Origin of the sequence: Streptomyces sp. NBC_01571 (genome assembly GCF_026339875.1) — a bacterium.
Lineage (GTDB): Bacteria > Actinomycetota > Actinomycetes > Streptomycetales > Streptomycetaceae > Streptomyces.
The window spans coordinates 7,495,982-7,522,347 of record NZ_JAPEPZ010000001.1 but is presented as its reverse complement, the minus strand read 5'-3'; the positions used below and the strand labels follow the sequence as shown (position 1 = coordinate 7,522,347).

Below are 26,366 nucleotides of genomic sequence, written 5' to 3'. Positions count from 1 at the left end.
TAACAGGCGTTACATTTCCTTCTGTGTCCAGCCAGTCCCGCAAGTCCAGCAGGTCCCGCATGTCCCCTAAGCAGGCGGCAACGGGGCAGTGGCTCGTTCTCGTGGTGAAGCTGCCTGCGGAGCCGTCGCGGCACCGGGTCGGGGTCTGGCGGGAGCTGCGCAGGATCGGCGCGCTCTCGCTCGGGCAGGGTGTGTGGGCCGTTCCGGACGTGCCGGTCTTCGCCGGCGGTGTCGGCCGGGCGATCGCGCTCACGAAGCAGGCGGGCGGACAGGCGGTGGCCCTGACCGCGTCCGGACGCGGACCCGAGGACGCGGCCAGCTTCCAGGCGATGTTCACGGCCGCGCGGTCCGCGGACTGGGCGGAGTTCCTCGCGGACTGCGGCAAGTTCGAGGCGGAGCTGGCCAAGGAGATCCGTATCGCCAAGTTCACGCTGGCCGAGCTGGAGGAAGAGGAGCAGTCGCTGGAGCGGCTGCGGCGCTGGCACCGTGACCTGACCGCACGCGACGTGTTCGGCGCTCCGGAGGCGGCCGAGGCCGGCGAGCGGCTCAAAAAGTGCACCGCCGCCTGCGAGGACTACGCCGAGCGGGTCTTCGCCGCCCTCCACCGGACCCCGGAGGCGGACCGGTGACCGCGCGGCCCGTTCCGGCCCGGCAGATGTGGCCGCTGTACGCGGCCGGGTTCACTACTGCCTTCGGCGCGCACGGCATCGCCGCCAACCTCGGCGGCCACAGCGCGGACGCGGTCACCTCGCTGCTGGTGCTGGGCGGGCTCCTCGCCCTCTACGACGGCGCCGAGGTGGTCCTCAAGCCGGTGTTCGGCACCCTCGCCGACCGGATCGGCGCCCGCCCGGTGCTGCTCGGCGGCCTGATCGCCTTCGCCGCCGCCTCCGCGCTGTACGTCGTCGCCGACAGCCCCGGCCGGCTCTGGGCCGCCCGTCTCGGACAGGGAGCCGCGGCCTCCGCCTTCTCCCCGTCCGCCTCGGCCCTGGTGGCCCGCCTCAACCCGGCCGCCAAGCACGGCCGGGCCTTCGGTAGTTACGGCTTCTACAAGTCGATCGGCTACACCCTCGGCCCGCTGCTCGGCGGGGTCCTGGTGTGGGCCGGGGGGCTGCGCCTGCTCTTCGCCGTACTGGCGGTGCTCGGCGTGACGGTCGCCGTCTGGGCCGGGCTCGCCGTCCCCGTCGTACCGCCGCTGCCCAAGGCCCGGCAGACGGTCCTCGACCTGGCCCGCCGCCTCACCGAACCGGTGTTCCTCGGCCCGACCGCCGCGCTCGCGGCGGCCACCGCGGCGCTGTCGGTCGGGGTCGGGTTCCTGCCGGTGTCCGGCCGCGTGGCAGGGCTGGGCACGGTCGCCACCGGCGCCGCCGTGTCGGTGCTCGCCGCGACCGCAGCGCTGGTCCAGCCGCGAGCTGGGCGCGCTCTGGACGAGGGGCGGCTGACGACGCGCGCCGGCCTCACCGCCGGGCTGCTGCTCACCGCCGCCGGCCTGGCCTGCGCCATGCTGCCCGGTCTCGCCGGCATCCTCTCCGCCGCCGTCCTGACCGGCGCCGGTACGGGGCTGATCACGCCACTCGGCTTCGCCGCGCTGGCCGCCGGCACGCCCATGGAGCGCCTCGGCCAGACCATGGGCGCCGCCGAACTCGGCCGCGAACTCGGCGACGCGGGCGGCCCGCTGCTCGTCGCCACCGTCGCCTCGCTCGCCACCCTCACCTACGGCTACGGGGCGCTCGCGGCCGTGATCGGGGTGGGCGCGCTGGCCCCGCTCGTGCGCCGTCGCCGGGTGCCGGCCGTACCCGAGCCGGAAAGCTGAACAGTTTCCGGGTCAGCCCTGGTGCCGGTGGCGCAGTACGTGCCGGAGGGCGAGTGCGGCGGCCAGGACGCCGAGGGCGATGAGCGCGTAGAGCTGGTAGCGGCTGATCTCGTCGTAGATCGCGGTGATGTGAGTGCCCGCCACATAGGCCACGCTCGCCCACAGGCCGACCCACAGCGCGGCGCCGAGGGCGTTGAAGACGAAGAAGCGACGCCAGGGCATGCCGCTGGTGCCCGCGATGATGCCGTTGACCTGGCGCAGTCCCTCGACGAAGCGGGCGACGGTGACGATCTTGCCGCCGTGGCGGGTGAAGAACTCCTCGGCGGCCTGGAAGCGCTTCGGCGTCAGGAACACGTAGCGGCCCCAGCGGTGCACGAAGGCCCGTCCGCCGGTGTTGCCGATCAGATAGCCGACGTTGTCCCCGGCGACGGCGGCGGCGAACGCGATGACCGCCACGGCCACGATGTTCAGATCTCCTGCCCCCGCGTAGATCCCGGCGGCGATCAGGATGGTCTCTCCCGGCGCGGGGACGCCGAAGTCCTCCACGAGGACGACACCGCCGACGGCCCAGTAGCCGTAGTGGGTGAGCAGCGGGGCCAGGTGAGCGAGCGGGCCCGGAAGAGGCGGCGCCATGCCCCCACCGTACGCGGCCACCGAACCCGTGTGCCGGTCAGCAGGGCAGGGCGAGGACGACGCAGACCCCGTGCTCGGTGTTCTCGGCGTGCGCGGTGCCGCCGTGGGCGGTGGCCACCGCCTGGACGAAGGCGAGCCCCAGGCCAGAGCCTTCGCCGGTGCGGCTGGCCTCGGCGCGGGCGAAGCGGTCGAATGCCCGGGGCAGGAACTCCGGTGGGAAGCCGCTCCCCTCGTCCGTGACGCACAGCCGCAGCCTGCCCTCGTGGACGGCGGCCGTGAGGCGGACGGTCCCAGTGCCGTGCGAGGGGGGGCGACGGCGGCGCCGACGAGGTCGGCGAGGTCGGTGGGAGCCCGGCTGAGGCGCTGGGCGGTGCCGAGTTCCTCCAGGTCCAGCAGAGCGTTGGAGAGTTCGATCAGGCGCTGGACCTCGGTGTCCACCGAACGGAGGGTCTCGGTGAGTTCGCCGGCGGAGCCGACACCGCATTCAAGGGGACGGCACCACCTCCGGCCGCTTCTCCGACATCCTCACCGAAGTGGACGTCACCACCTCAGATCACCGCCCACCGTGTCCGTACTCGGAGACGGCCTCATCAACAGCCGCACCACGGGCTACAACACCTCACGCTTCAACCAGTGGCTGTCCGATGTCGACATCGACAACGCCCTCGGACTCCTCCGCGACCAGCTGAAGGGCTGGGGAACCAAGGTCATCTTCACGACCCTGACGCCCTGCGACGGCTACAGCGCCTGCACCACCACAGTGGACCAGAACCGCATCGACACGAACACCTGGATCACCGATCAATTCGACCTCACATCCCCGACCCTGAGCTCGACGGACGCGGAGGCCATCGTGTCCGTCACCGACCCCACCAGCACAGCGGATCCGCAAGCACTGAAACTGAGCGACGACGCCGCCCCCGCCGACTTCGACTCCGGCGACCACGTCAACCTCACCCAGGACGGCTACACCACCATCAGCAACGCCTACGACCTCGCCTCACTCGGACCAGACGCCTAGCACAGGACACCACCCGGCGAGGCACCACAGCTCTCGGCGCCCACCCGGACCTGCGGAGCGGCCCACCCTCATGCGGGTGGGCCGCTCCGCCGGTTACCGGCATCGGTCGGTGTCCATCTGCCGGCCTCCCTCGCGAGCGAAGCCGACCCAGCACATGGGTGGGGTCCACAGGGATGGAGGAGAGCAGCACCAGTCGGTGTCAATCCCCTGCCGACCGCGTTCAGCGACGGCCCGGGGGTCGGCCAGCTATACAACTGCCAGCATCGCATCACCGATCTTCCCCAACCGCGACCAGCGGCGCGGTCTCCGCGCACCACCGCCAGGATGCAAGGGCTGGCCCGGACCTACGGGACGGAGCGTCGATCCGGCGTCAGGAGACGTGAGCGGCGCCGGTCGCCGACCCCGATGGGGCCCATCGCTTTGCCGTAAATCCCCAGGTCAGACCTCTAGTATTGGAGACCTTGCGCGCTCGAAGCGTTGGACCTGCGACGCATGTCGGCACGACCCGCTCACAACCTGGGAAATCAGAAAACAGCAGGTCAGACGCCCTTTGCTGCAGGCTCAAGAATCGCCACGCACTCCACATGATGCGTCATCGGAAAGATGTCAGCTAGAACCGCGTCCAGGAAACTGCAGGTCAGGTAGGTTTTCCCGCCCCACCGGAGAGCCCACGAGCGCCCGCGAGCGTCATACGAGCGTCACAACCGACAGAATCCGACGGCACGGCCTGGCATCATCCGGCATCAGATCGGAAGATCGTCGGGCAGCACCCGGAACACCCTGTGCCGGCCCAATGGGCGCACAGCCCGGAAATCGCGCCGGTCGAGCGTGAGTACCGCGTCGGTGTCGTACTCGCCGGCAAGGGCCACGTTCACCGCGTCCGCGAGGTCCAGGTCGCGATAGCGGGCGCGCACCGACTGGGCGGCACCCAGATGGTCCTCCGTGATCCCGGGCAGAACGACACGGCCTCGACGCACCCAATGCCGGATGTCGTCGACCGCGCTGAGCACCGCTTCACGGCCGAGCTCGAGCGGTGCACGCGTCATCGCTTCACGCGGCTACGCACGGCGAGGACGGCAAGGCCGAGCAGGGCCGGCTCGACGAGGCGGGCGGTCATCTCGACGTACGTCCCGGTGGTGGTCAGATCCTGTCCGGACGCTCGGAAGATCACCGAATTGATCACCACCCTCAAGGACTTCTCGAACCGCGCGGTCGACAGACGCCTTGTGTACGGCCCTCTCGGGTTGACGGGCGTCGGCTTCTTGGTCGTCAGGGTCACTCGGTGGCCATCCTTGGTCCCCACGCTGACCGGGTCCGGGTCGGACTGCGGCAGACCCCACAGCATCATCGCGAGCACAGTGGCCGTCATGGCCAGGACCAGCCAGGCCAGAGCACGCGAGGCGCGCAGGCCGTATCCGGAAAGCGCCCAGTACAGCCGCAGCAGCCTCCGCTCGCTGCGGGACGCCACGGCGTCATGCCGGCGCATCTCCATCTCGCCGTAGTAGAAGTCGGCCGCGCCCGGCTCGTTCCGGCTGTCCTCGAGCGCCTTTCGGAGCTGCCGGTAGACCGGCGCGAGCACGGCAGGTTCATGCGTCTCGACGCCCGGTGGCGCGGGCGTCCAAAGGCCGCTGTACCGGGTCGCCCGCCAGTGGTGTTCCTCGGCGAGGGTCCGGCGACGTATCCAGCGCAGCCCGTCAGGCGGTCGGGACAGGACGCAGCGGCCTTCGAGCCGCAGCTGGTCCAGGTGGACGGTTTCCACGAAGAGACAGCCGGTCAAGTCGACGTCGGCCAGCACCAGGTGGGCGGCGTCCACGCCTTTGACCGAGGTGACACGCACCCGGGCATCGGTGAGACCCGGTTCGGCGATGAGCCCGCCTTCCTGCGAGACGAAAGGCCGGAGTCGCCTGACGACCGTCACCGGGAACTCCAGCACGGCGTCGCTCAGATCCACCCCGGCGTACCGCAGCCGCAGCACGGCGGTGGACGCCCAGCGTGTCCGCCGGAAGCACACCTCCGCCGCAGCAGCCTCCACCGTCACCGCGGTCTCGAAGACGGCGTCGGAGAAGTCCACCGTTCCCGTACAGACCAACGGCCCGATCCGCGCGGTACGCCGGAAACCCGTCCGCCGGAAAACCGCACCGGCGTTCACCCGGGCCCCGTGGAACGCCAGGTCACCGCCGATCGCAGCACCCTCGAACGTAACCTCCGCCGCGAAGTGGGCCCCGGCGAACGGCATGTCCCCACCGACGTCCGCCCCGTCGAAACAAGCCCGGCTCCGGTGGAAGTGCGCGCCGTCGAAACAAGCCCGCCCGCCGATCCGGACCCCCGTGAACTCGGCACCGTCCTCGAAGACCACGCCGTCGAAGGCGGCCTCCCCGTCGATGACCGCCCCTTCGAAGGAAGCGGCGCCCTCCACCCGAGCACCCGTGAAGTAGGCGTTTGCGCACGTCATGCCCTTGAACACCGCACTGCGCCCGACCACCCGGACACCGAAATGCAACGCCCCCGCGATCCGCGCCCCGTAGAACCACGCATCACCGTCCACGACGGTGTCATCGAGCCACACATCTCCCGCGACCTGAGCCGCACCGAGCCGGAGGTCACCCCCGACCCGCACCTCACGGACGTACATCCCCGCGCCGAAGACGGCCGACGAGAAGGAGCAGTGCCCGCCGAACTCGACCTCTCCGAGTTCCGCGTCGCCGCTGAACCGCACCTCGTCGAACGACGCCTCACCCACCCGGGCCGGCCCGCTCCCCGAATCCCTGAGCGGCGCGAGGAGTTCATCGAGCAGGCTCTGGGTGAAGGGCGTGCCCCGGTGATCGAGGTCGGCGCCGGGGGTCAGCGTGGCCAGGTGGGCGGCCCGCTCGCCACTGTCGAGATGCGCCAGACAGGCCGTGTACGAGCCAACTCTGCGCCCTCGACAGCGCTCCCCCGCGTCAAGGTGGACGCACTGCGGCCACGCGGGGGAATCGGTTCCGGCCATCCCAGCTCCCGTCTCATACCGTCACGACCGTCACGTCCCTCCGGTCCCGGCTCTTCGGCCGGTCGACCGATGCCTCGACCACCCAGCGCCCGGTGGCGACTTCCAGTTCGGCCCGGTAACGGTCGGACGCGTACTGCCGGAAGACGACAGGTTGCTTGTCGGGACGACCCGAGCGCCATACGTACGACCGCAGATTGCGCCGCAGCAGGTCCTGTCCGAGCAGCTCGATCATGAACGGCTGGCCGGCCGCGACCGGGTTCCGGGGAAAGCGCAGGACGATGCCCTCACCACCGGCGAGCGTCCCGCCGGGCGAGCGTCCCGCACGGATCGCGAGCATCGTGTCCCGGAGCGCGGGACCGCTCGCCAGGTCCGCGTTGCGGAAGCCGGTCCACATCATGGGATCTGTGCCCGTCCAGTCCGCGACGGCCGACTCGTACGGCACCGTGCCGTCACCGGTCCCCGACAGGCTGTCCACTATCCGCGACCTGTCGGAGGAGAGCACGAGAGCCTGGGGAGTCGGGAAGTCGACGCTGGCGAGACAGTGCACGGCGTACGGGAGAGGGCCGGTGCCCCGGTGCTCGTCGCAGGCCGTGCGGAAATCCTCCTGGAAGTCGCCCGCCGCGCGGATGGCGTCGACTGGCAGCCCGGGAACCCGCGAGCGGCTGTCGGTGATCTGCCGCTCACGGCTCTTTCCCTCGACCCGCACGGCGCGGTACACCGGCAGCATCTCGGCGACCGAGGGCAGGGTGAGTGCCCAGTCGCGCAGCGCCTCGTTCATCCGGGCGGCCACGTCCGCGCCGGGGCCCGCGGCGCCGGGGACCGCTTCGCCGGCCAGCAGCCAGGCGGCCTGAGCCAGCCCCTGCTGCGGCGTGCCGAGCATGACCAGCGTCCGGGCGGTCTCACGGCCGTTCTCGCACTCCAGATAGTGCCGCCCGATCAGCCCGCCGCTCGCATGGCAGACGAGAATGACGCGCGGATCGTCGGGCCGGTCCGGGTAGTACGCGTCGACCTCCGCATGCCACCGCTCCAGTTCGCGCGCCACGCGCGCCGCCAGCCGCCGTGCCACCAGCCGGTGGGAGAGCCGCCAGTCATAGCCGAACGGCACGAACTGCGCGTCGGGCGGGTCACCGAGCGCGGCCCGGATGCCGGGATAGCCCATGCAGGACAGCAGCCCCGGCACGGAGTCCGGGACCTGCAGCAACCCGTCGGCGTCGAGTTGAAAGGGACCATCGGGCGGCGCGTCCCCCAGCCCCGGCGGGAGGGTCACCTCGGTGAGCGCCGCGGCCGCCGAATCGATCAGCCGCTCACTGCATCGCGCCCAGACGTCCAGGCCGTCCCGGCGCAGCCGGGTGCCCAAGAACCCTGGGACGAAGACGACCAGATCGTGCTCCATTCACTCTCCCCGTGTCCCCGTGCCGAAGAATGTGTGCGGCAGACGGATCAGGTCACAGCGGTTCTCCCCCTGTAATGCCATCACCAGGCCCTCCGGGTCCGTCGCGGTGCGGACAGCGTGCACGGTGTACCCCCGCGCGGGAATGCCCGGCCCGCCCAGCCATGCCCGGGACCAGAGGTCCCACGCACGGGACACGGTCTCCGCGGTGCACAGCAGCAGCACGGGCCGCTCCACGGGCCCCGCGAACACCAGCGACGTCACGTCGGGGAAGTTCCCCGGCAGCCGCTCCCGAGGGTGCATGCTCTCGCCGTTCTCGTCGACGGAGCAGTCCTTGACATAGACGCTGCCGCGCTCGGCCCAGGCCAGCATGGGCATCGAGGCGTCGTCCTCGTCGTCGTACAGCTCCCCGAGGGCAAGACACGAGGGATTGGCCGAGAGCCGTACACACAGCTCGACGCCGCGCTCGCTCTCCGTCCAGACCCGCAGCTGATCACTCAGATCACCGGCCATCCAGAACGAACCGTCCCGCAGCATCCTCGTGTCGATCCCGCAGAACCCGCGGTCGGCCCAGATGTCGGGCACGGGCTTCCCCGCGGACGAGACATCGGCCGGGACCTCGTGGCGTACGAGCCGCAAGTCATCCGCCACGCTCAGTCGCAGGGTGCCGGCGGCCGGGTCGCGGACCAGGCTCAGAGCGCGGGCCGGCTGGCCGGCATCCCCGCCGAGCGGGATGTCCTCGTACGTGACAACCGCCAGGCTGTCGTCGAGACGCCACAGCCGTACGATCCGGCCGGCCGCGACGGCCACGGTCCAGCCGCCGGCCGTACACACCGCGGCGACCGCCGTCACCGGGCGTTCATGGACGAGTTCCCGGGCCAGGAGGCCGGCCGGATCCCCCTGCCGTGGCCGGGAGACCCGAAGCCTGTTGTGCCAGGCACGGCACAGCAGGGCCGGACCGTCCGGGGCGCCGACGAGGGCGAGGACGGGACGTTCGTTGCTCTCGCGTCGTTGGATCTCGTAGCCGGCGTCAAGGGCGGGAACCACGTCCACCACCCGGATGTACGGTCCGTCGGCGACCGCGAGCAGACCCTGGCCGCCCGGCTCGAACGCCATGGCGCCTTCACGGGGGGCGTTCAGATCGAGCGTGGCCTCCCGTCCCGGTCGCCCGACCGACCAGACACGGACGGCTACTTCCTCGTATCCGGCGAGCAGCACTTCGTCGCCGTACTGCCCGAAGGCCACGCCGCGTGCGTTCGACGGATACGTCGCCACGAGGTCCATGACCGGCTCGCGGTCGGCGACCACTTCACACCGCCAGACATACACAGCGGTCCCGTCGGCTGCGGCGAGGAATCCTCGCCGGGAGGAAACCGGAAGGGCCGCGGCAGCCATCGTCGGTGCCGCCGGGGACACCCCGGAGTCGGTCCGGCAGGTGCGCAGACGCTCCACCCCGTCGCGGGTGCGGCGCACCTCGAACAGCTCGACCCGCTCGGCGCCCGCCGCCAGGACGAACATCCGCGCCCCCAGGGAGAGCGCCGCGAGCTGCCGGACGTCGGCGGTGAGCACCTCCCGCAGCTGCGTGTCGAAGTGCCGGCCGATACGCCAGGACCAGACCCAGACCCGGTCCCCGTCGGCCGCCAGGGCCACACCCTCACCCTCGACGTCCGCCACCGCCAACGCCCGCAGGGTGCCGCCCCACCGGTACTCTTGGTCCGGCGTCCGCACGCCCGCCCGCCAGAAGTACACGGCCTGATCGTCCCGGGCCACCGTGACCCAGCCGCTCCCGGCGCCCACCTCACGTACCTCGCTGAGCGCGCGCCCTCGCTCCCCGCCATTCCGGGGCAGCCGGCGGGTGAGCAGCCGGGCGCCCGACTCCGGGCTCAGGGTCTGGATCTCCCCCAGCCCGCCCGCCGTCAAGGTGTCCGTGCGGGCGAGCCCCGCCGCCCCCGTACCGGCCCGCCAGCTCAGCGCCTGCGCGCCGCCCAGTGGACCCGCACGCCTCCACTCCAAGGGATCCGGCGGGGCATCGGTCCAGTACTCCTGCCAGGGCAGGAAGCCGTCGGTGCGCTGCAGCGTCCGGTACGTGCCATCGCGGTGACTGACGAAGGCGGTGGCGCTCAGCAGGGCCTTCCGCTCCAGCAGCACCGGCGGCGGCGGTTCGCCGGATGTCCGAACGAAGGAACCCGCGACCCTGCCGTACAGGGCGGCGCCGTCGCAGTCCCGGGCCAGGCCCGCTGCGAGCGGCAGCATGACGTCGGGGTTCGTGCGCAGCAGGAAACCCACGTCCTCGAAGAGCTCCCGCAGGGTGTCCTGACCGACTTGTGCGGCGTGGGCACCCAGGTAATCGAGGGTGTATTGGTCGGCGCCGCGCCAGTCGGCGCCGGCCCGGGGGCGCAGCGCGTCGAGCACCCTGCGATGTGCGTCCCGGGCAGTCAGCCCCGCGCTGGAGAGAAAGTATTCACCGAACATGGGATGGGCGAGCTGATGGCGGACCCGCCCTGTACCGTCCTTCTGAGAGGCGACGATGCCGCCGTCGGCGCTGCGGCGCACCTGCCGCAGGTCCTCCACGGTGAGTTCGGGCCTGCCGTCCTCGCGCAGCGCGTTCGCGAGCGTCAGCCAGGTCTCCTCCCGCTCCAGGCCCGGGCTCTGGACCACGGCCAGAGCCCGCAGCACCTCGGGCGCGCGCTCCGCACCGGGCTTCTTGCTGAGGTGGTGGGTCTCCTCGGCCAGGCGGGTGTGCAGATCCACTCCGCCGCGGCGCATCCATCCCAGCAACTCGGACTCGGTGGCCGCCGTGGTCCGCCGGACGAGCCCGGCCGCGGCCAGCCGGGCCACCAGGAACGAGCCGTGGCTCTGCGCGGCGACGGTCTCGGCGGTCCACTCGCGGTCCGCGCGGCCGGCATCCCCCCGATACGGCGAGTGCCCGGTGTCCAGCACGGACAGCACCATGCCGGTGATGCTCGCGCGTGCTTCCTCGTCGTCCTCGAGGACCACCGGTTCGACGCTCAGCTCGAGGGTTTCCAGCAGCGACTCCTCTTCCGCCGTCGCGGTGGTACGGCGGCGGGGTTGTGCCCGCGTACCGACGACCACCCGGATACCGGGGATGTTCGCCAAGCGGGCGAGGACATGGCGGGCGATGATGTACGCCTGGTCGGGGAGGGCTTCGTCGAGCGCGTCGAACAGCAGGTTCACGGCGCCGGCCCGGCCGACCAGCTCCTCGAAGGCGTCGGTGAACGTCTCCGACATGACGGGTTCATCGGGCATCGGCGGCGCCCCGTCGATGCCCGCCAGGACCTCACGCAGGTGAGCGGCCAGCGAATGGGCGGACTGCCCCCGGCAGCTCAGCGCCGCGTGAACCGTGCCCGACCGGGGCAGCGTCGCCGGGTCGAGATCCGTACCGAGCGTCTCGCGCCAGCTCGGCAGGGAGGTGAGCGCCAGTCGGCCGAGCAGCGCGGTCTTGCCCGTGCCTGCCCGCCCCGTCACCGCGAGCAGCCCCATCGGGTGCGTGTCCATCCAGCGCACGATCCGACTCAGCGCATCCCGCCGACCCGCGAAATGGTGATGCAGATGGCTGCCTTCCTCGAGACCGAACTGCTCGGCCTCGATCCACGGCCTGCGCCGCGTCAGCGTGGCCGGCGTGTACAGCGGCCGGTCGGTCTGGTGGTAGTGGGGATTGTCGAAGAAGTTGTTGGGCAGTGCCCGGACCTCACGGCAGTCCGGCCGCTGCGCGGGATCGTCCAGACCGTCGTCGACGGCCTGCGCGTCCACGGCGCGGCAGAGATACGGCACCGGCAGATACAGCGCGGACGACTCGAACGGGCGCGCCTGGTCGTCCGCCACGAACTCCGGCTGCGCCAGCGCCTCCTCAAGCCACGTCACCCAGCGGCCGGCCGAAACCTGCGCGTCCGCCCCCGAGGTGCCGATGACGGCGAAGCCCTTCCGGCGGCTCTCCCACGCCCGGATCACATCGGGGTCCCGCTCCAGCTCCACCGCGTGCCGCACCGCCTCACCCAGGGAGTTGTAGCTCTGGGAGGAGCAGGCGTCGACGATCAGCAGGGTGTCCGTCTCGTACTCGGGCCGCAGCAGTAATCGCACCAGGTCGAGCAGGGACACCGCCCGGTCGGGGTCGAACTCGCCCGTCTGCCACGAGTCGGCGCATGCGAGGAAGTAGCCCTGGTCGCCGCGTTGGACGCCGTGCCCCGTCCAATAGAGGAGCTTGCGTTCGGCCTTGGCGGCCAGGAACTCCTCCAGCCCGGACCACACCTGCCGCCGGCTCGCCCCGTCCCGGTCGGCCCGCAGGGTCTCGCCGAACCCCAGCTTGTCCCGCGCGGTCGCGGAGAAACGGTCACGGACCTCATGCAGATGCGGGCGGCGCAGCTTCTCGCGTTCCTGCACGCTCGGATGGAGGTACTCCGGTACGGCGATCGTGCCGACCAGGGAAGACGACCGCCGCTCGGACTTCACCGATGCCAGCCGGGCGTTCGTGTTCTCTCGTACCATGAGTCCGACAGCCCCCCATAAGTGTCCAACACAGCTTATTCGACGGTGGAGTCGGTGAGAGCGATGCGAGACAGATTCACTTTGGTCGGCCGGGCGACGGGATGCCATCTCTTCGAGGGCGACGGCACCCGGCCCGTCGACGAGAAGAACGTCCGCATCAAGTACACGCCCAGGCGCGTGCAGTTCCCCGAGGAGATTGCCGGCTGGCGGAGGTCTATCGAGGTGGAGGAGGAGCGCAAGGAGGCGGCCGGGCTCCCGCACCGCTGGAACAACGCGCGCTTCGCGGTGGAACGGGTGGTGGTCACCCGTACGCATCTGGCGGAGGAGCCCGTTGTCTCCCTCACCCTGCGGGACGCCGACTACTTCGACTTCCTCACCACCTCGCTCAACTTGGACCGCCGGCAGAAGAACGGCCGCACTCTGCGCAAGGAATACCTGGAAGGCCGCGACCCGGCCGACGCGCCGTCCTGGATGAACTGCAGCTTCGGGATCAACGTGGCTCTGGAGACCGGCAAGGACGGCAAGATGCTGTTCTCCCGGCGCAGTGCCCAGGTCGCCGGACCGAACAACGCGCGGTGGAACTCCTCGGCGAACGAGGGGATGGCTCAGCAGCACGATCTGCCCCGGGACGGCCGCCCGGTCAGCCTGCACGCGGTGGCGCGCCGAGCCCTCTTCGAGGAACTCGCCGTGTACGACGGCGACAGGACCAAGGTGGAACTGCTCGGATTCGGGCTGGATCTGGTCAATCACCAGTGGGCGGCGTTCTTCCGTGCGGTGGTACCCGAGCTCGACGAGCCGACGCTGCGCCTTCGCTGGACGCGCGGCGTGACCGACAAGTGGGAACACGACCGGTTCGAGTTCGTGGACGCGGACCCGGAGTCGGTGCTCGGGTTCATCGCGGACGAACCGGAGGAGCGGTGGACTCCCTGCGCGCCGACCCTCTTCTATCTGGCCCTCGTACGCGGTGCCGTGGAGCGCGCAGGCGGTGATCCGGCGGGCCGGATCACCGTGGAGAAAGCCGAGCAGAAGGTCATGTCCGACCGCGGGCTGTGAGCGAAGAGGCCGAGGAGAGACGCCTTATGGGATTTCCCGCCCACACCTCCCCTCCGGGGACGCGGCCGAGGACGAGCGACCCCATGCCGACGACAGCCCCTGGCCCCACGGAGCCGTACTCCCTGACCTTCGCCCCGGCTCCGACGTACGCGTCCTGCTCGACCACGGCACACCGCCCCAGAAACACCTGGGCGGCGATGGTGCCGTAGTTCCGGACCGTGACATCGACCGCCATCATCGTGTGCGGCCGCACCATCACGTGATCGCCGATCGTGACACCCGGCAGCGCGCAGACCATGGGCATCAGCACCGTGCCGTGTCCCAGGGTGCAGCTGGGATCGACCACCGCGGTGGGATGAACGATCGTCGGGTACCGGTGCGGCGGAAGTCCCAGAGTCTCCACGATCCTGCGGCGCGCGCCCTGGTGATTCACATGACAGATCGAGATCACCAGACGCGCCCCCGGGTAGCGGTCGACCATCTCCAATCCACCGAGGACCGGAAAGCCCTCGAACCAGGTGCCGTGGCTTTTCGTGTCCTCGTCGATGAAGCCCCGTACCCTCCAGCGTCGCGTGCCTGCTTCGTCGGCGTCCTGAACGCACATGGATGCGAGAGCACGGCCCATCCCGCCCACTCCGATGATCAGCAGATCCTGCGGGGCGAGTGGGGCCGACCCGGCGCGGTGACGTATTCGGAGGTCACGGTCCCGTCGTTGCTGTGCCAGCCTGACGCCGTGTGACACGCTGCTCCCATCACTCTCCGGCCGACCGGGCATTCGGCCGCGCCCATCGGTAAACGGTACCGGTGCCGTCGACGCCGGCGCGGTGATTCCGGCAGCCGTCCCGTGACGGGTGCCTCACGATGTCAATCCCCTCGGACTGTGGAGATCTTCTAAGCAGCCAGCTCCAAGGCGGAGTTGGCTCGATGGTCGCACTCGTAGTCGATCGGACTCTGATGCCCGCACACGCTGTGTAGTCGGTGCGTAGCCGGTGATCCAGGTTGCGATCCAGAGCCGGGCCTCGGTGCGGGTGGCGAACGTGTGCCGGTGGACGTACTCGACCTTGAGCACGCTGCTGAACGCCTCGCTGACGGCGCTGGCAGCACGCCACCCGAACGGCCCCGACACAGCGCCCCCGACCTGCGGCCACTCTCAAGATATCGCCCGTAACGCCCACCCGGCACATAACGCACACCACCAAAACCCGCAGGTCAGGCGCCCTTGACGGCCGGTTCAAGGATGGCAACGCACTCCACGTGCGACGTCATCGGAAAAGTGTCGGCCGGAACCGCATCCGAAAAACTCCAGGTCAGGTAGGGTTTCGCACCCCGCCGGGGAGTCCGTGAGGGCCGCGAGCGTCATACGAGCGTCACGACCGACGGAATCCGACGGCACAACGAGGCACCGTCCGATTCAGCCCGGAAGGTCGTCGCGCAGCACCCGGAGCACCTTATGTCCGGCCCACGGGCGCGCAGCCCGGAGACCGCGACCGTCGAGCGTGAGCACAGCCTTGGTGTCGCACTCAGCGGCAAGGGCCAAGTTCACCGCATCCGCGCGGTTCAGGGCCGGTACTGAAGGCGTTTGAGCCGGTTGCGGACAAGGGCCTTGAGCCGGTCGAGTGCGACGACGGCGAGGTTGGCCAGGCTGTCGCTTGACGTGCGCCCACACCCACTCGACGGGTTGAGGTCGGGCGAGTAGGCGGGCAGCAGGAACACCGTCAGCCACTCACGCTCGGCAATGAGCCCACGTCGACAAGTGCGATGAAGTCCCGCTCGCCCATGCTGCGGCGCTCGCCCTTGCCCGCCGGGTGGGTGCGCAGACGGTGACAAAGCCAGGTCCGGGAGCCCGGCCGCATCGCGATCAGCCCCGCCACGGACAGGCGCCCCGAGCATCGACCACTGACGGTCACGACCGGGGTGTGCCCGCGCCTGCCCCAGGTTCGTCCCCGCGGCGGCTTCCGGGTGAAACAGCTTCGTCTTCGAAGCAGATGTAGCGTCGCCTCCTTCCACGTGGTGACGGCCTGCTCGTCGCGCTCGGCGACCCGCCGTGCGGGAACCTGCGGGCTGAAGCCGAGCCGGTGCATCAACCTCGTCGCCCCGGAGACGCTGTAGGAGACGTGGAACTTCCTGCCGATCAGGCTGGCCACACGCGCCGCGGTCCACACCTGGTCCTCCACCCAGCCGTGTACGGCCGGGCCCTCATCGGTGTAGGCGGCCAGTTTCTCCAGACAGCGTGGGGACAGCCGGCACCGCGATCCACTCGCCCCACGGGAGGTCAGAGCCTCGGCGCCACCGTCCCGCCACAACTGGTGCCACAACACCTTGGTCTTCCGCTCGAACAACTCGGCCACCCGCGTCCGTACCGACTCCTGACCGCCGACGCCCCTCGGCGGTCAGCCATCGCCATATCTCACACACCACCGGATACAGGCACAGTTCTAATCCCATCAGCCACTTCGCCAAGATTCACCCTGGCGAGCCGAGGACAATAACTACGCCCGTCACCCCGCACAGAAGCCCCGCCAGGACATTAGCTGACGGGGCTTCAGTTTGCTGACACTATCGACCGCTATACGGGATATGCCAATATTTCACGTGATCGAAAATAACCCAATTTGAGAATCCTCAGATTCCCTCAAAAGGGAGTTGAAACTAGCCTGACCTAAGCGCCTTCACCTGAGGGTCAAAGCAGATCAATCCAAATCTGTTGGCAACCTGCGCTACATAGGCAGAAGCGATATCTGCGCTACCCCACGCAAGCGTGATGTAAACATACGGCCCACTGGCCCCTCGGGAAAGCGGCGTTGAAGCCCAAGGCGTATCGTCTCCGATATCCCTATCGGGCCAACGCTCAGTAAGGACGCCCAAGAAGTCAGCGATAGCGCTTACCGCAGGGAGCAGCTCATCGCCATCAAGATACTCATCGTACAGGCGATTATGCACCCTAGCCGCTTCGCGATCAGTGGACGGCGCAGCCCCTTGCCAAACCGCCAGGTCGTAGCTCATCTCTCACTCACCTCGCCTCGTGGGCAATAAGGTTCAGCGCCTAGCACTACCAGCTTCCCGGCTCCCTTACCACGCCTTCGCCCCGCCATAAAGGATCATGTTGACGTCAGCCTGCGGGAGCAAATCGCCACTCTTCAATCCCCAACTGCCCAGTTGATCGGTCCGCAGAATTACATTTCCGCTGTCTCCAAGCTGACCGTACACAATCTTCTGCTGCGGTGACAGCTTGGCCGACGGACCATTGCTTTCCCCAGTCCCCGAGGCGCGCGAACCGGTCCGGTCGGCGAGGACGAGGGCGCGGAAGCAGAGGAGGGGTTCACGCCACAGTGACTTCTGGCCGGTCGCGCCCGAACCGGCGCCCCCTGCCACCTCGGCGACCGGCTGCCCGGCCCGAGGCCGACCACCTGGGCGGGAACGGCGGCAGTGTTCGAAGCGGAAGGAGCGGAATCCGGCTCGCCGCCCCGTTGCCGCTCGCTGCTGCCCCACTCCCACCTGTCGCGGATCGCGGCCTCCGCTCCGCATCAGGCGGCGGTCCGTCGTGGCGCAGCAGGTCCGTCGCGCGCAACACGGTCGCGTCGGCGTCCCGAGGCAGGAACCGGCTGGCCGTTCCGCTCCAGGTAAGCACGAGTTGGTCCCGGGCACAGGTGGCGCCGACGAACACCAGGGAACGCGGCCGGAGTTCCTCCTGCGGGTACCCCTCGGGGCTGGTGAGCCGGTCCTATTCGATGAACTGGTGCGGGATCTGGCCCTCCTCCACGGAGGTGAGGACGACTTACTGGAACTCGAGCCCCTTGAAGCGGTGCATGGTCCCGATCCGCACGGCGTCGAGGTCGGACCTCACGCCGTCCCTTCCGAGCTCGACGACGGGCAGGCAAACCTCGCTGAGGCGCGTCCGACAAGACACTATGCCGCCGCCCATTGCCGACGCATGGCATCGACTTGACCTTCTGTTGAGACCGAGGCTCTAGGGTCGCTGTCGCATGTGCGTGCGACGGGGAGGGTTTGCATGAGTGACGACAGCGGGGGCGGCAAGACCCCGGAGATGGTCCTGCACATCAGGACCGCGGACATCAAGAGCGCGGCCCCCGTGTTCCAGGAGCAGGCCAAGAACCTGAGCAAGGCGCTGACCACGCTGATCACGACGCTGGACGGACTGGGCAAGCCCTGGGGTGACGACAAACAGGGCAAGGAGTTCGAGGACGTCTACGCGCCGCAGCAGAGGAAGATCGAGAGCGCGGCGGGGATTCTCGTGCTCGGCCTCACGAGCATCCATGAGGCATTGGTCGACCTGTCCGACGGGCACGTCGCCAACGATGAGTTGGTCAGGAGCATGTTCACCAAGGTGAAGGTCCCACATCAGGGCAGTGGCGACAGTGCGGGTGAGCGATGAGCATCGAGGACAAAGCCAAGGACATCCTCCTGAAGATGGGCCTGTGGTGGCCCGACGCCAACTCTGGAACGCTGCGCAGCGCGGCGACGGCCTGGCGGACGTTCGCCGAGTCGGTCGACGACGTACGCGGTCCGACGAACTCGACGGCGCGCTCGCTCATCCACCACAACAAGGGCGAGTCGATTGAGGCGTTCGACAAGTTCTGGTCGCAGTATGCCAAGGGCAAGGACGCCGGCTGGCTTGGCGACCTGGCCGACTCGGCGCGGGCCATGGCCAAGTTCCTGGACAAGTTCGCCGACGCCATCGATGACGCCATCCACAAACTCTGGGAGCACATCGCCATCGATGCGGCCGTGATCGCCGGCGGGGTCGCTGTCGCCTTCCTCACCGCAGGTCTCGCCTCCGGAGCAGCCGCGGCGGCCGCGGACGCCGTCATCGAACTCGGCGCCACGCTCGGTGTCGCCGTGTCCACCACGATCGCCGAGATCGCGGCTGAGACCGTGATCACGGCCGCCTTCGCCGGCGTCGAGAACGTGACCATCGACGCCGCGGTGGCCCAGCCGCTGAAGATGGCCGCCGGCCTGCAACAGGGCTTCAGTCTGGACGAGGTCAACCAGGCCGCCCAGGACGGCATGATCTTCGGCGGCGCGCTCGGCGCGGGCAGCGGCGTCCTGCGGGCCGGGGTGTCACCGAGCCTGTCCAAGGCGGAGCTGCTGATGCGCCCGCCCTCGCTTCGCCCTGATCTGGTGGAGCTTGGCCCGGCGGCCCGCAACGGCGAGCGAATCCCCTGCGTGGGGGAGCCGATCGACGTGGCTAGTGGCGCAATGCTGATGATGGCCACCGACCTCACCCTGCCCGCCACCCTCCCGCTCGTCTTCCAGCGCACCCACCTGTCCTCCTACCGCGGCGGCGTCTGCTTCGGCCCCACCTGGATATCGACGCTGGACGAGTGCGTGCAGATCGATGGCGAGGGCGTGGTGTTCGCCGCCGCTGACGGCATGCGCCTGGTCTACGGGGTGCCTGAGCCCGGCGTGCCCACCCTTCCGGTGACCGGCCCGCGCTGGCCTCTCGAGTGGGACGGCAAGCCGGACGGTGTCATGACAGTCACCGATCCTGACGCTGGTGTCAGCCGCACGTTCACCACCCCCTTCCCCTCCGGATCGTTCGGCACCTTCCACCTGCCCGTCGATGCTTGGTCGGACCGCAATGGCATGCGCATCGACGTCGAACGCACCACGAGCGGCGTTCCTTTGGGCCTGCGTCACTCCGGTGGCTACTACGTCGCCGTCGACACCGACGGCCCCCGCATCACCGCCCTGCGCCTGCTCGACCAGGACCCCGACGCCTACACCTCGGACTCTATGCGCGAGGGCGGGACCGTGGTGATGCGCTACGGCTACGACGTGGCAGGCAACCTCAGCGAGGTCATCAACTCCAGCGGCCAGCCACTCACCTTCGCCTACGACGACGCGGGCCGGATGACCAAGTGGACCGATCGCAACGGCACCTGGTTCTCCTACGTCTACGACGAGCGCGGCCGCGTCACCCGCACCGAGGGCATCGACGGCATCCTCTCCGGCACCCTTGCCTACAACGACGCCGCATCCACTACCACGTACACCGACTCCCTCGGCCACACCAGCGTCCATCGCTACAACGCTGAGGGCCTGGTGGTGGAGGCGACCGACCAGCTCGGCAACATGACCCGCACTGAGTGGGACGAGCACGGCGCCAAGCCACTCACGGTTACTGACCCGCTCGGCCGCACCACCCGCTACACCTACGACGATGCCGAGCACCTCACACGGGTCACGCTGCCTGACGACGCAGCGGTGCAAGCGTCCTACAACGACCTCGGCCTGCCGACCGAGGTCGTCGAGCCCGGGGGAGCTCGCTGGCTGCACGCCTATGACGAGCACGGCAACCTCCTCACCACCACCGATCCACTCGGCGCCGAGACCCACCACTCATATGACATCTCAGGCCACCTGGTCGCCATCACGGATGCACTGGGCCACACCCGCACCATGAGCGTGAACCCGGCTGGACTCCCCCTGTCTCTCACGGACGAGTTGGGTCGCACGACGATCGTCCACAGGGACTCATTCGGGCGAATCGCAGAGATCATCGATCCGCTCGGCCACAGCACCCGCCTGTCCTGGTCCATCGAGGGCAAACCGCAGCGCATCCAACACCCGGATGAAACACAGGAGCTGTGGTCTTGGGACGGTGAGGGGAACCTCCTGTCGCACACCAACCAAGCAGGCGAGGTCGTCCGCCACGCACACGGCGTTTTCGACGTCCCCGCCATCCGCACCGACCCTGACGACGCGACATATTGCTTCACCCACGACACTGAGCTACGCCTCACCCGCGTCACCAATCCGCAAGGACTGACCTGGTCGTACACCTATGACCAAGCCGGACGACTCACTGCCGAGACGGACTTCAATGGCCGGACCCTCGCCTACGATCATGACGCTTCAGGCGCTCTGCGCTCACGTACGAACGGAGCGGGAGAGACCTTGCGTTTCACTCGCGATGTACGGGGGCGTGTCACCGAACAGGTCGATCATGCGGGCCGCGCCACGACCTATACATACGGACTGGACGGCAGTCTGATCCGCGCTGTGAGCTCGGATGCGGTACTTGCCGTTGCCTACGATGACCTCGGCCAAGTTCTGACAGAGTCTGTCAACGACCACACCGTCGCGTACGCCTACGACGAGCTCGGTCGCCGTACCAGGCGTGACACACCGTCTGGGTTGAGCACTCACTGGGCCTACGATGCGGCAAGCCAACCCATTGAACTACGCACGGCACATGGCAACTTGCGGTTCGCATACGACGCTGCGGGGCGCGAGATCGAACGCCGCATCGGCGCCGATCTCATCCTTGCCCAGACCTGGGACAAGACCGACCGTCTCACCCTGCAAACCCTGGCGGCACCGGGCAGCTCCGAGAGCTACCGATTCCTACAACATCGCAGCTACACCTACCGCGCCGACGGATACCTCACCGAGATCCGCGAACTCACCACTGGTACCCGGAAGTTTGACCTCGACTCAATGGGTCGAGTGTCACGCATCCGTGCTTACGGCTGGTCCGAGACCTACGCGTACGACACCGCAGGGAACCTCACCCGGGCCACAGCTCCGGACAGCGAGGAATCCGAGGAGCGGGTGTTCGAAGGAACGCTGATCCGTCGTGCGGGCCGGACTCGATACGAGTACGACGCCCAAGGCCGCATGGTCCGCAAGATTCGTAAGCTCCTCAATGGGCGGAGTCTGACCTGGTCGTACACCTGGAACGCCCAGGATCGGCTGACCAGGCTGACGACGCCGACGAGCGAGCAGTGGCATTACGTGTACGACCCGCGCGGTCGTCGTATCGCGAAGTACCGTGTGGCGGACGACGGATCGGAAACGGAACGCACAGATTTCGTCTGGGACGACGCGCGTCTCTGCGAGCAACTCGCCTCAGGTGGTCGGGCCACGTCCTGGGACTACGCCCCTGGCACGCACGTTCCGCTCACGCAGATCACCCATCAACGCCGTGTTTCCGGCACGTCCTTCCTGGCTCAGATCGCGCATGACAACGGAGAAGGCCACCTGACCCCGCAATTCCATGCCGTTATTACGGACACCGCTGGGAGCCCGACGGAGCTTGTCACCACGGATGGCCAAGTGCCATGGGAACAACGGACCACACTCTGGGGAAATCCCCTCTCCGCTCCAACGGGCAGTGACTCTGCAGTGGATTGCCCCCTTCGCTTCGCTGGGCAGTATTTCGACTCGGAGACAGGAAGTCACTACAGCTACTTCCGCTACTACGACCCTGACACCGCCCGCTACCTCAGTCTGGATCCTCTTGGGCTGACCCCTGCACCCAATCCCTCGACCTACGTGCATAACCCCCTCACCTGGGGTGATCCTCTGGGGCTCAACCCCTGCGAACTGGGGCTGAGTACCGGCGCGCAGCGTGCGCTCGAGAAACTCGAAAACATCAAGAAGGATCCTGTCGGCGAGATCAACTCACAGCCGAACCACAACCACTACAACGCCGCGCGCCGCGAGGCGAACGGTGAGGTGGTCGCGAGGAAGGCTGACGGCACGCCCTTCGACCACATCGCGGACCTCAAGCAGGCCCGGAACGGCCTCGACAAGATCCGCAGGGTCCTCGACACGGAGATCCAGAACCCGCCGGACACACTCACCTCTCGTGGCATCGATGTTCTGGTGAGCAAGCACAAGGAAACCGTTCGGTTGCTCGACCGCCTCAACGGATTCCTCGCCTCGATCGGCCACAGATAGAGTCCGAGAGGCGCGTCTCACCATCTCGGACTGTCACTGCATCACTTCAAGAAGAGCCACTCATGAACCTGTCTTTTGATCGAAGCCGCTCCATCGAGGACCTCGAAGGGCGTCGGTGGCCCGACCCACCCAGTGATGCCACGGCGCTTGTACGAGCAGTGCACGCTCTGCGGAAGAGTCCGATCAGCGATTTGACGGTGGAGCAATTGGCCAGACTCATCGGACAGGGTGTCGGGCTGCCATGGCTGCTTCCTGTGGGAGTGGAGGTATTGCGGAGCGAGGCTGCAGAAGTGACGGCCGGCGGCTGGTTCGACGATGACTTGTTGACCGCAGTGCTTACGCGCAACGCCACAACATGGGCCGACGCACCAGAGCTCGCCCAAGACATCAAGGGTGTACTCGACATGCTTGGCGATGAGCTTTCTCCCTATCTAAGAGACGACGCCGACAGATTTCGGGCATCCCTTCCGCATTAGCCCGAACAAGGAGCATCGCGTCCTGGCGGTTCAGCAACCCGGAATGGGTCGCGCCGTCAGGTGCCACGAAACTGTCCACTGTCTATGTCCGCTGTGACAACGACATGCCCGGCGCTCCCCGGCAGGTCGGCTGTGTGAATACCCGCGCGGTCCCGGTGATCAGCTACAGCCTGGCGGGGCCGTGGCCGGAGCTCGCCAAGCACATCAAGGACGCCCAGGCGACCGGACTGCCGGGCAAGTACGGCACGACGAACTACCTGACGCGGCTCACGAACCGCTCGAAGATCACCGAGAACCGCAGTAAAGCCTGCCCGAGCAGCCTGCCGCGCCCCTCGGGCAAGTCGTGCGACGAGTATCCCTTCGCCAGCACGTGGCAGGACGCCCGATACAGCGGCGGTCCGTTCAGCCGCCGGATGATCAACGCCACGCAGAACACGGATGCGGGCCGGGCGCTCAACGGCTTCTACACCTACAGCCGCGTCCTCGACGGAGACCGGTTCCTGTATGGATCAGGTAGACCCCAGTCGGACGAGACCGGAAGACAAACCCCGTGAACGATGAGCCGGCCACAGCAACAGCCCTGGTACGCGCTGAGTACCACCTCTTCCAGATCACGGACCCGCAAGGGCCCGTGGCCGACGACCTCGACGCAACCCAGAACGGGCTCGTGTCCGCTGCCGGCGGCGCCATCGAGGTGACAACCGGGATCCACACCGGCAGCGTCCGTGTCACGGTCGAGCCGCACTCCCAGCGACCCGACCCCGCTCCGGACTGGGAAGAGATCGCTGAGATGCCATGTCATTCCCCCTCCGGGGAAGTGCTGGTGACACCCATGACGGACGACCCCGCCGATCTCCCCTCTCTGGCATCCCAGGGCCCTGGCCTCTACCGGCTGCGCATCCACGCGCTCGGCAGGGACACAGCTGTCGACCAGAGCACGGACGACGTCGTGGAGTCCTACCTGATCCAAAGCTGGCCCGCCGCCCACCAGGACGCCCTCCTGGTGAAGGCGACCGACGCCTACGGAGCCCAGGTACGAGCCCGACCGGCCAGTGACACCCTCGTCATCGACCACGAGGACTCACTCGACACCCAGACCGGCCGGGAACGCGACATCCTGCGCCGGGCCGGACACGGCGACTACTCCTGACCCGCGCCCGCGGGCCTTCGGTTGGGGCGCCCCGCACGGCTGCCCCAACCGAAGCGAGTCACGCCCCTCATGGCCGGGAACCCGGACATGGAGATTGTGGGCCTGTCTTGAGACTGGAAGCGCGGCACGGGGCCACGATGGAGGACGGCGCCGTGACCGAGCCCCAGGGCCAGGACCCCACGCCATGGGAACTGCCGCGGGCTGTGCAGCAGATGCGCGATGACCTACGTGCCGACTTCGCGGCACTCGGCGCGAGGCTCGCCGAGATGGTGACAGAGATCCAGTACGACGCCGATCGACGCACCGACGCACCGACGCACCGACGAGCTGAAGATCAAAGCCATCGAAGACGACATTGCCGCAATGAAGCGCCAACGAGAGACAGAGCGTCAAGGTTCCCGAGGCGTCAGGCGGTTGGCTGTCACTGCCCTTGTCGCCCCGATAGCGGTCGGGGTGATCGTCGCGATCGTGACCGGCAAGCTCGGACTGCAGGCTCAACACAGCTGGCGCGGGGGAGAATTAGGAACGCGCCATGCCTGATCTCTGGCTGCCCGGGGCTGAGCGACACCCGCTCGGCGACTGCGCACCCACCGATACGCAGTACGACCCCCGCGTGATCTGGCACATCACCTGGGACAAGAACGGCACCCCCCCAAGCTTGGCGACCTCGTACCGTTCGACAAACTCGTGGAGTACTTCACCAGGAGCGGTCAGAATGCCGCCCCGCACCTGCTCTGGGATCCCTTCACGGGCAGGATCGCCCACTTCTACCCGGCGAACAGCCGGTCGAAGTCGGTCGGCGACACTGCCGGGGGCACGCGAACCAACCGCACCGGGCGGGTGTGCCTGCAAGTCGAGACACTGTCCTTCCCCTACTGCCGCGTGAGCGGGATGTCGTATGCGACGGCCCGGGACACCCCGGCCAAGGGCCTCGACAAAATTCCTGCCTGGGCGCGGAGTTGGGGAGTTCTCCGGACGTCTGGCCGACGGGCTCCCCGACCTGGAGGCGAACCGCAGCGAGCACACCTGGGAGACCGAGGGCGGGCACTACGGCCGCAGCCAGACGTCCGAGAACCAGCACACCGACCCGGGCCCTATGCCGAAGTGGCCGATCACTACGTCGACGACGCCCAAGCCGGGCCCGCCGGCGTTTCCCGGCCGAAGCGCCTTCGGTCCCGGCAAGTCGAACACTTCGATTCTCTTGCTGGGCCAGCAGCTCGTGCGCAAGGGCTACGGCAGCCACCACCGCGTCGGCCCGTCCCGCGACTGGGGTGAGGCGGACCGCCTCACCATCGTCGACTTAGACGATGTCTTGATTGGCGTTGAGTCGTTGCTCCGGCATGGGGATAGTGGAACGACTCGTGCCTGATGAGTTGTGGGAGATCTTCCTGAACGTGGCGCCGAAGCCACCAACTCGTGTGCAGGGTGGAGGCCGTCGTCGATGCGATGACCGCGCGGTGCTGGCCGCGATCATCTTCGTAGCCACCTCAGGATGCACCTGGCGACAACTACCTCCGGTCTTCGGCGCCTCCTGGCAGACGGTCCATCGCCGCTTCACATACTGGTCGAAGGATCGGGTGTGGGCCAAACTGCATCGCGTCATGCTGGATCAGCTCGGCGCGAGCGGAGAGCTGGACTGGTCGCGGTGCGCGATCGACTCGGCGAGCGTGCGCGCGGTCAAAGGGGGCTCTTGACCGGACCGAATCCGACCGATCGCGGCAAGCTGGGATCGAAGATTCACGTCATCTGCGACCGCAACGGCCTGCCCCTGTCCGTGGGCATCTCCGGTGCCAATCTCCACGACAGCCAGGCTCTGATCCCGCTCATGCGCGGCATCCCGCCGATCCGCTCCCGGTTCGGTCCGCGCCGCCGAAGGCCGGCCAAACTGCACGCAGACAAGGGCTACGACTTCGACCACTTGCGCAACTGGCTACGGCGACGACAGATAGTGCCTCGCATTGCTCGCCGCGGCGTCGAGTCGTCAGCTCGTCTGGGGCGGCATCGCTGGGTGGTTGAGCGCACGATGTCGTGGCTGAACGGCTGCCGTCGACTGCATCGTCGCTACGAGCGGAAGGCTGAACACTTCCTCGCCTTCGTTGGATTGGCCAGTGCCCTCATCTGCTACCGCCGGTGTGCACAAGGCGGACATCCGTGAAGACGGCCAGAGAGAAAGGCCAGGTAGCGTGACGGGAACGGGAGGAGCAGGAGTGAGCGTGGTGTGGGCGGCGACGGCACTAGAGACCGGATGGTTCTCAGGACTCGAACGGCACTCGACCGTCCAGGAACTGATGGCTTACATCAAGGCCCTCAGTACTGGCCTCGGCCAGGGGTACCTTGAGATTCGGCGGCCAGACGGTGATCTCCCCTACTTGGCTCTGGGCTTCAATGCAGATCATGCTGTCCTCCACCTCTTCGACAACCATGGCGGGGTGTCCCTTCATGTAGGCGATGATTCCGCGGCACCGGGCGCCGAGGTCGAAGTGGTGATCATGGACGAACTGCACGCGTTCACCGCAGACGTCGCGCTGACCATCGATCATGCCTGGGACATCGTTCTCGACTTCATCCAGACAGGGGAACCTGGCGCGCTGAGCAATTGGTACGAGTTGTAGGAAGGGCTCGATCGCCAACTGAGACA

At 68.2% G+C, this 26,366-nt stretch carries 18 protein-coding genes and 1 pseudogene; 11 read left to right on the top strand and 8 right to left on the bottom strand.

Annotation, left to right across the window (positions count from 1 at the left end; all coding sequences use genetic code 11):
* The first annotated feature begins 59 nt into the window (after window positions 1-59).
* On the top strand, window positions 60-629 hold the full coding sequence (locus OHB41_RS33830) for a Chromate resistance protein ChrB (protein ID WP_266706342.1): 570 nt from the start codon (window positions 60-62) through the stop codon (window positions 627-629).
* A gap of 26 nt (window positions 630-655) precedes the next feature.
* The gene (locus OHB41_RS33825) at window positions 656-1,810 is read left to right on the top strand and encodes an MFS transporter (RefSeq protein WP_266706340.1); all 1,155 of its coding nucleotides are present in this window, start codon (window positions 656-658) and stop codon (window positions 1,808-1,810) included.
* 12 nt (window positions 1,811-1,822) lie between these two features.
* Here OHB41_RS33825 and OHB41_RS33820 read toward each other — a convergent pair whose 3' ends face one another.
* A complete protein-coding gene (locus OHB41_RS33820) occupies window positions 1,823-2,443 on the bottom strand; it encodes a DedA family protein (protein WP_266702251.1) in 621 nt (206 codons plus the stop codon).
* A 37-nt stretch (window positions 2,444-2,480) separates the two neighbouring features.
* The gene (locus OHB41_RS33815) at window positions 2,481-2,927 is read right to left on the bottom strand and encodes a sensor histidine kinase (RefSeq protein ID WP_266702249.1); all 447 of its coding nucleotides are present in this window, start codon (window positions 2,925-2,927) and stop codon (window positions 2,481-2,483) included.
* Between the two features lie 81 nt (window positions 2,928-3,008).
* Here OHB41_RS33815 and OHB41_RS33810 point away from each other — a divergent pair, with 81 nt between their 5' ends.
* Window positions 3,009-3,464, top strand: a complete 456-nt coding sequence (locus OHB41_RS33810) for an SGNH/GDSL hydrolase family protein (RefSeq protein ID WP_266702247.1) — start codon at window positions 3,009-3,011, stop codon at window positions 3,462-3,464.
* 743 nt (window positions 3,465-4,207) lie between these two features.
* Here the strand turns inward: OHB41_RS33810 and OHB41_RS33805 are convergent.
* The 4 genes from OHB41_RS33805 to OHB41_RS33790 are packed head-to-tail and all read right to left on the bottom strand — an operon-like array spanning window position 4,208 to window position 12,343.
* Window positions 4,208-4,510, bottom strand: coding sequence for a PIN domain-containing protein (locus tag OHB41_RS33805; RefSeq protein ID WP_526024994.1), 303 nt, complete (start codon window positions 4,508-4,510; stop codon window positions 4,208-4,210).
* A complete protein-coding gene (locus OHB41_RS33800; RefSeq protein ID WP_266702245.1) occupies window positions 4,507-6,450 on the bottom strand; it encodes a pentapeptide repeat-containing protein in 1,944 nt (647 codons plus the stop codon). The genes OHB41_RS33805 and OHB41_RS33800 overlap by 4 nt, the downstream gene beginning before the upstream one ends.
* A gap of 13 nt (window positions 6,451-6,463) precedes the next feature.
* Window positions 6,464-7,843 (bottom strand): lipase family protein, encoded by a 1,380-nt coding sequence (locus tag OHB41_RS33795; protein ID WP_266702243.1) that lies wholly within the window; start codon window positions 7,841-7,843, stop codon window positions 6,464-6,466.
* Complete coding sequence (locus tag OHB41_RS33790) at window positions 7,844-12,343, bottom strand: WD40 repeat domain-containing protein (protein ID WP_266702241.1); 4,500 nt, start codon at window positions 12,341-12,343, stop codon at window positions 7,844-7,846.
* 63 nt (window positions 12,344-12,406) lie between these two features.
* Here OHB41_RS33790 and OHB41_RS33785 point away from each other — a divergent pair, with 63 nt between their 5' ends.
* Window positions 12,407-13,396: a translation initiation factor 2 gene (locus tag OHB41_RS33785; RefSeq protein WP_266702239.1), complete on the top strand. Its 990-nt coding sequence runs from the start codon at window positions 12,407-12,409 to the stop codon at window positions 13,394-13,396.
* Here the strand turns inward: OHB41_RS33785 and OHB41_RS33780 are convergent.
* Together OHB41_RS33780 and OHB41_RS33770 are read right to left on the bottom strand one after the other, a co-directional pair.
* Complete coding sequence (locus tag OHB41_RS33780) at window positions 13,374-14,036, bottom strand: LbetaH domain-containing protein (protein ID WP_266706338.1); 663 nt, start codon at window positions 14,034-14,036, stop codon at window positions 13,374-13,376. The two genes, OHB41_RS33785 and OHB41_RS33780, sit on opposite strands and share 23 nt — an antisense overlap.
* Before the next feature lie 917 nt (window positions 14,037-14,953).
* Window positions 14,954-15,841: pseudogene (locus OHB41_RS33770) on the bottom strand (winged helix-turn-helix domain-containing protein).
* A 1,564-nt stretch (window positions 15,842-17,405) separates the two neighbouring features.
* On the opposite strand from OHB41_RS33770, the gene OHB41_RS33765 reads away from it, so the two are divergent.
* From OHB41_RS33765 to OHB41_RS33735, 7 genes are all read left to right on the top strand, one after another.
* Window positions 17,406-17,789 carry a hypothetical protein gene (locus OHB41_RS33765; RefSeq protein ID WP_266702233.1) on the top strand — a complete coding sequence of 128 codons (384 nt, stop codon included), beginning with the start codon at window positions 17,406-17,408 and terminating at the stop codon, window positions 17,787-17,789.
* Window positions 17,786-22,102 carry a polymorphic toxin type 28 domain-containing protein gene (locus OHB41_RS33760; protein ID WP_266702231.1) on the top strand — a complete coding sequence of 1,439 codons (4,317 nt, stop codon included), beginning with the start codon at window positions 17,786-17,788 and terminating at the stop codon, window positions 22,100-22,102. The genes OHB41_RS33765 and OHB41_RS33760 overlap by 4 nt, the downstream gene beginning before the upstream one ends.
* A gap of 62 nt (window positions 22,103-22,164) precedes the next feature.
* Complete coding sequence (locus tag OHB41_RS33755; protein WP_266702229.1) at window positions 22,165-22,578, top strand: contact-dependent growth inhibition system immunity protein; 414 nt, start codon at window positions 22,165-22,167, stop codon at window positions 22,576-22,578.
* A 134-nt stretch (window positions 22,579-22,712) separates the two neighbouring features.
* A complete protein-coding gene (locus OHB41_RS33750; RefSeq protein ID WP_266702227.1) occupies window positions 22,713-23,132 on the top strand; it encodes a NucA/NucB deoxyribonuclease domain-containing protein in 420 nt (139 codons plus the stop codon).
* Window positions 23,129-23,728: a hypothetical protein gene (locus tag OHB41_RS33745; protein WP_266702225.1), complete on the top strand. Its 600-nt coding sequence runs from the start codon at window positions 23,129-23,131 to the stop codon at window positions 23,726-23,728. The genes OHB41_RS33750 and OHB41_RS33745 overlap by 4 nt, the downstream gene beginning before the upstream one ends.
* Window positions 23,729-25,068: 1,340 nt before the next feature.
* Window positions 25,069-25,883, top strand: a protein-coding gene (locus OHB41_RS33740; RefSeq protein WP_526025074.1) for an IS5 family transposase whose coding sequence is annotated in 2 segments (ribosomal slippage) — window positions 25,069-25,417 and window positions 25,417-25,883 — 816 coding nt in all. Because the reading frame shifts where the segments join, the coding sequence is not laid out codon by codon here.
* 52 nt (window positions 25,884-25,935) lie between these two features.
* Entirely contained in the window at window positions 25,936-26,340 is a 405-nt protein-coding gene (locus OHB41_RS33735) for a hypothetical protein (protein ID WP_266702221.1), read from the top strand.
* The last annotated feature ends 26 nt before the right edge of the window (window positions 26,341-26,366 follow it).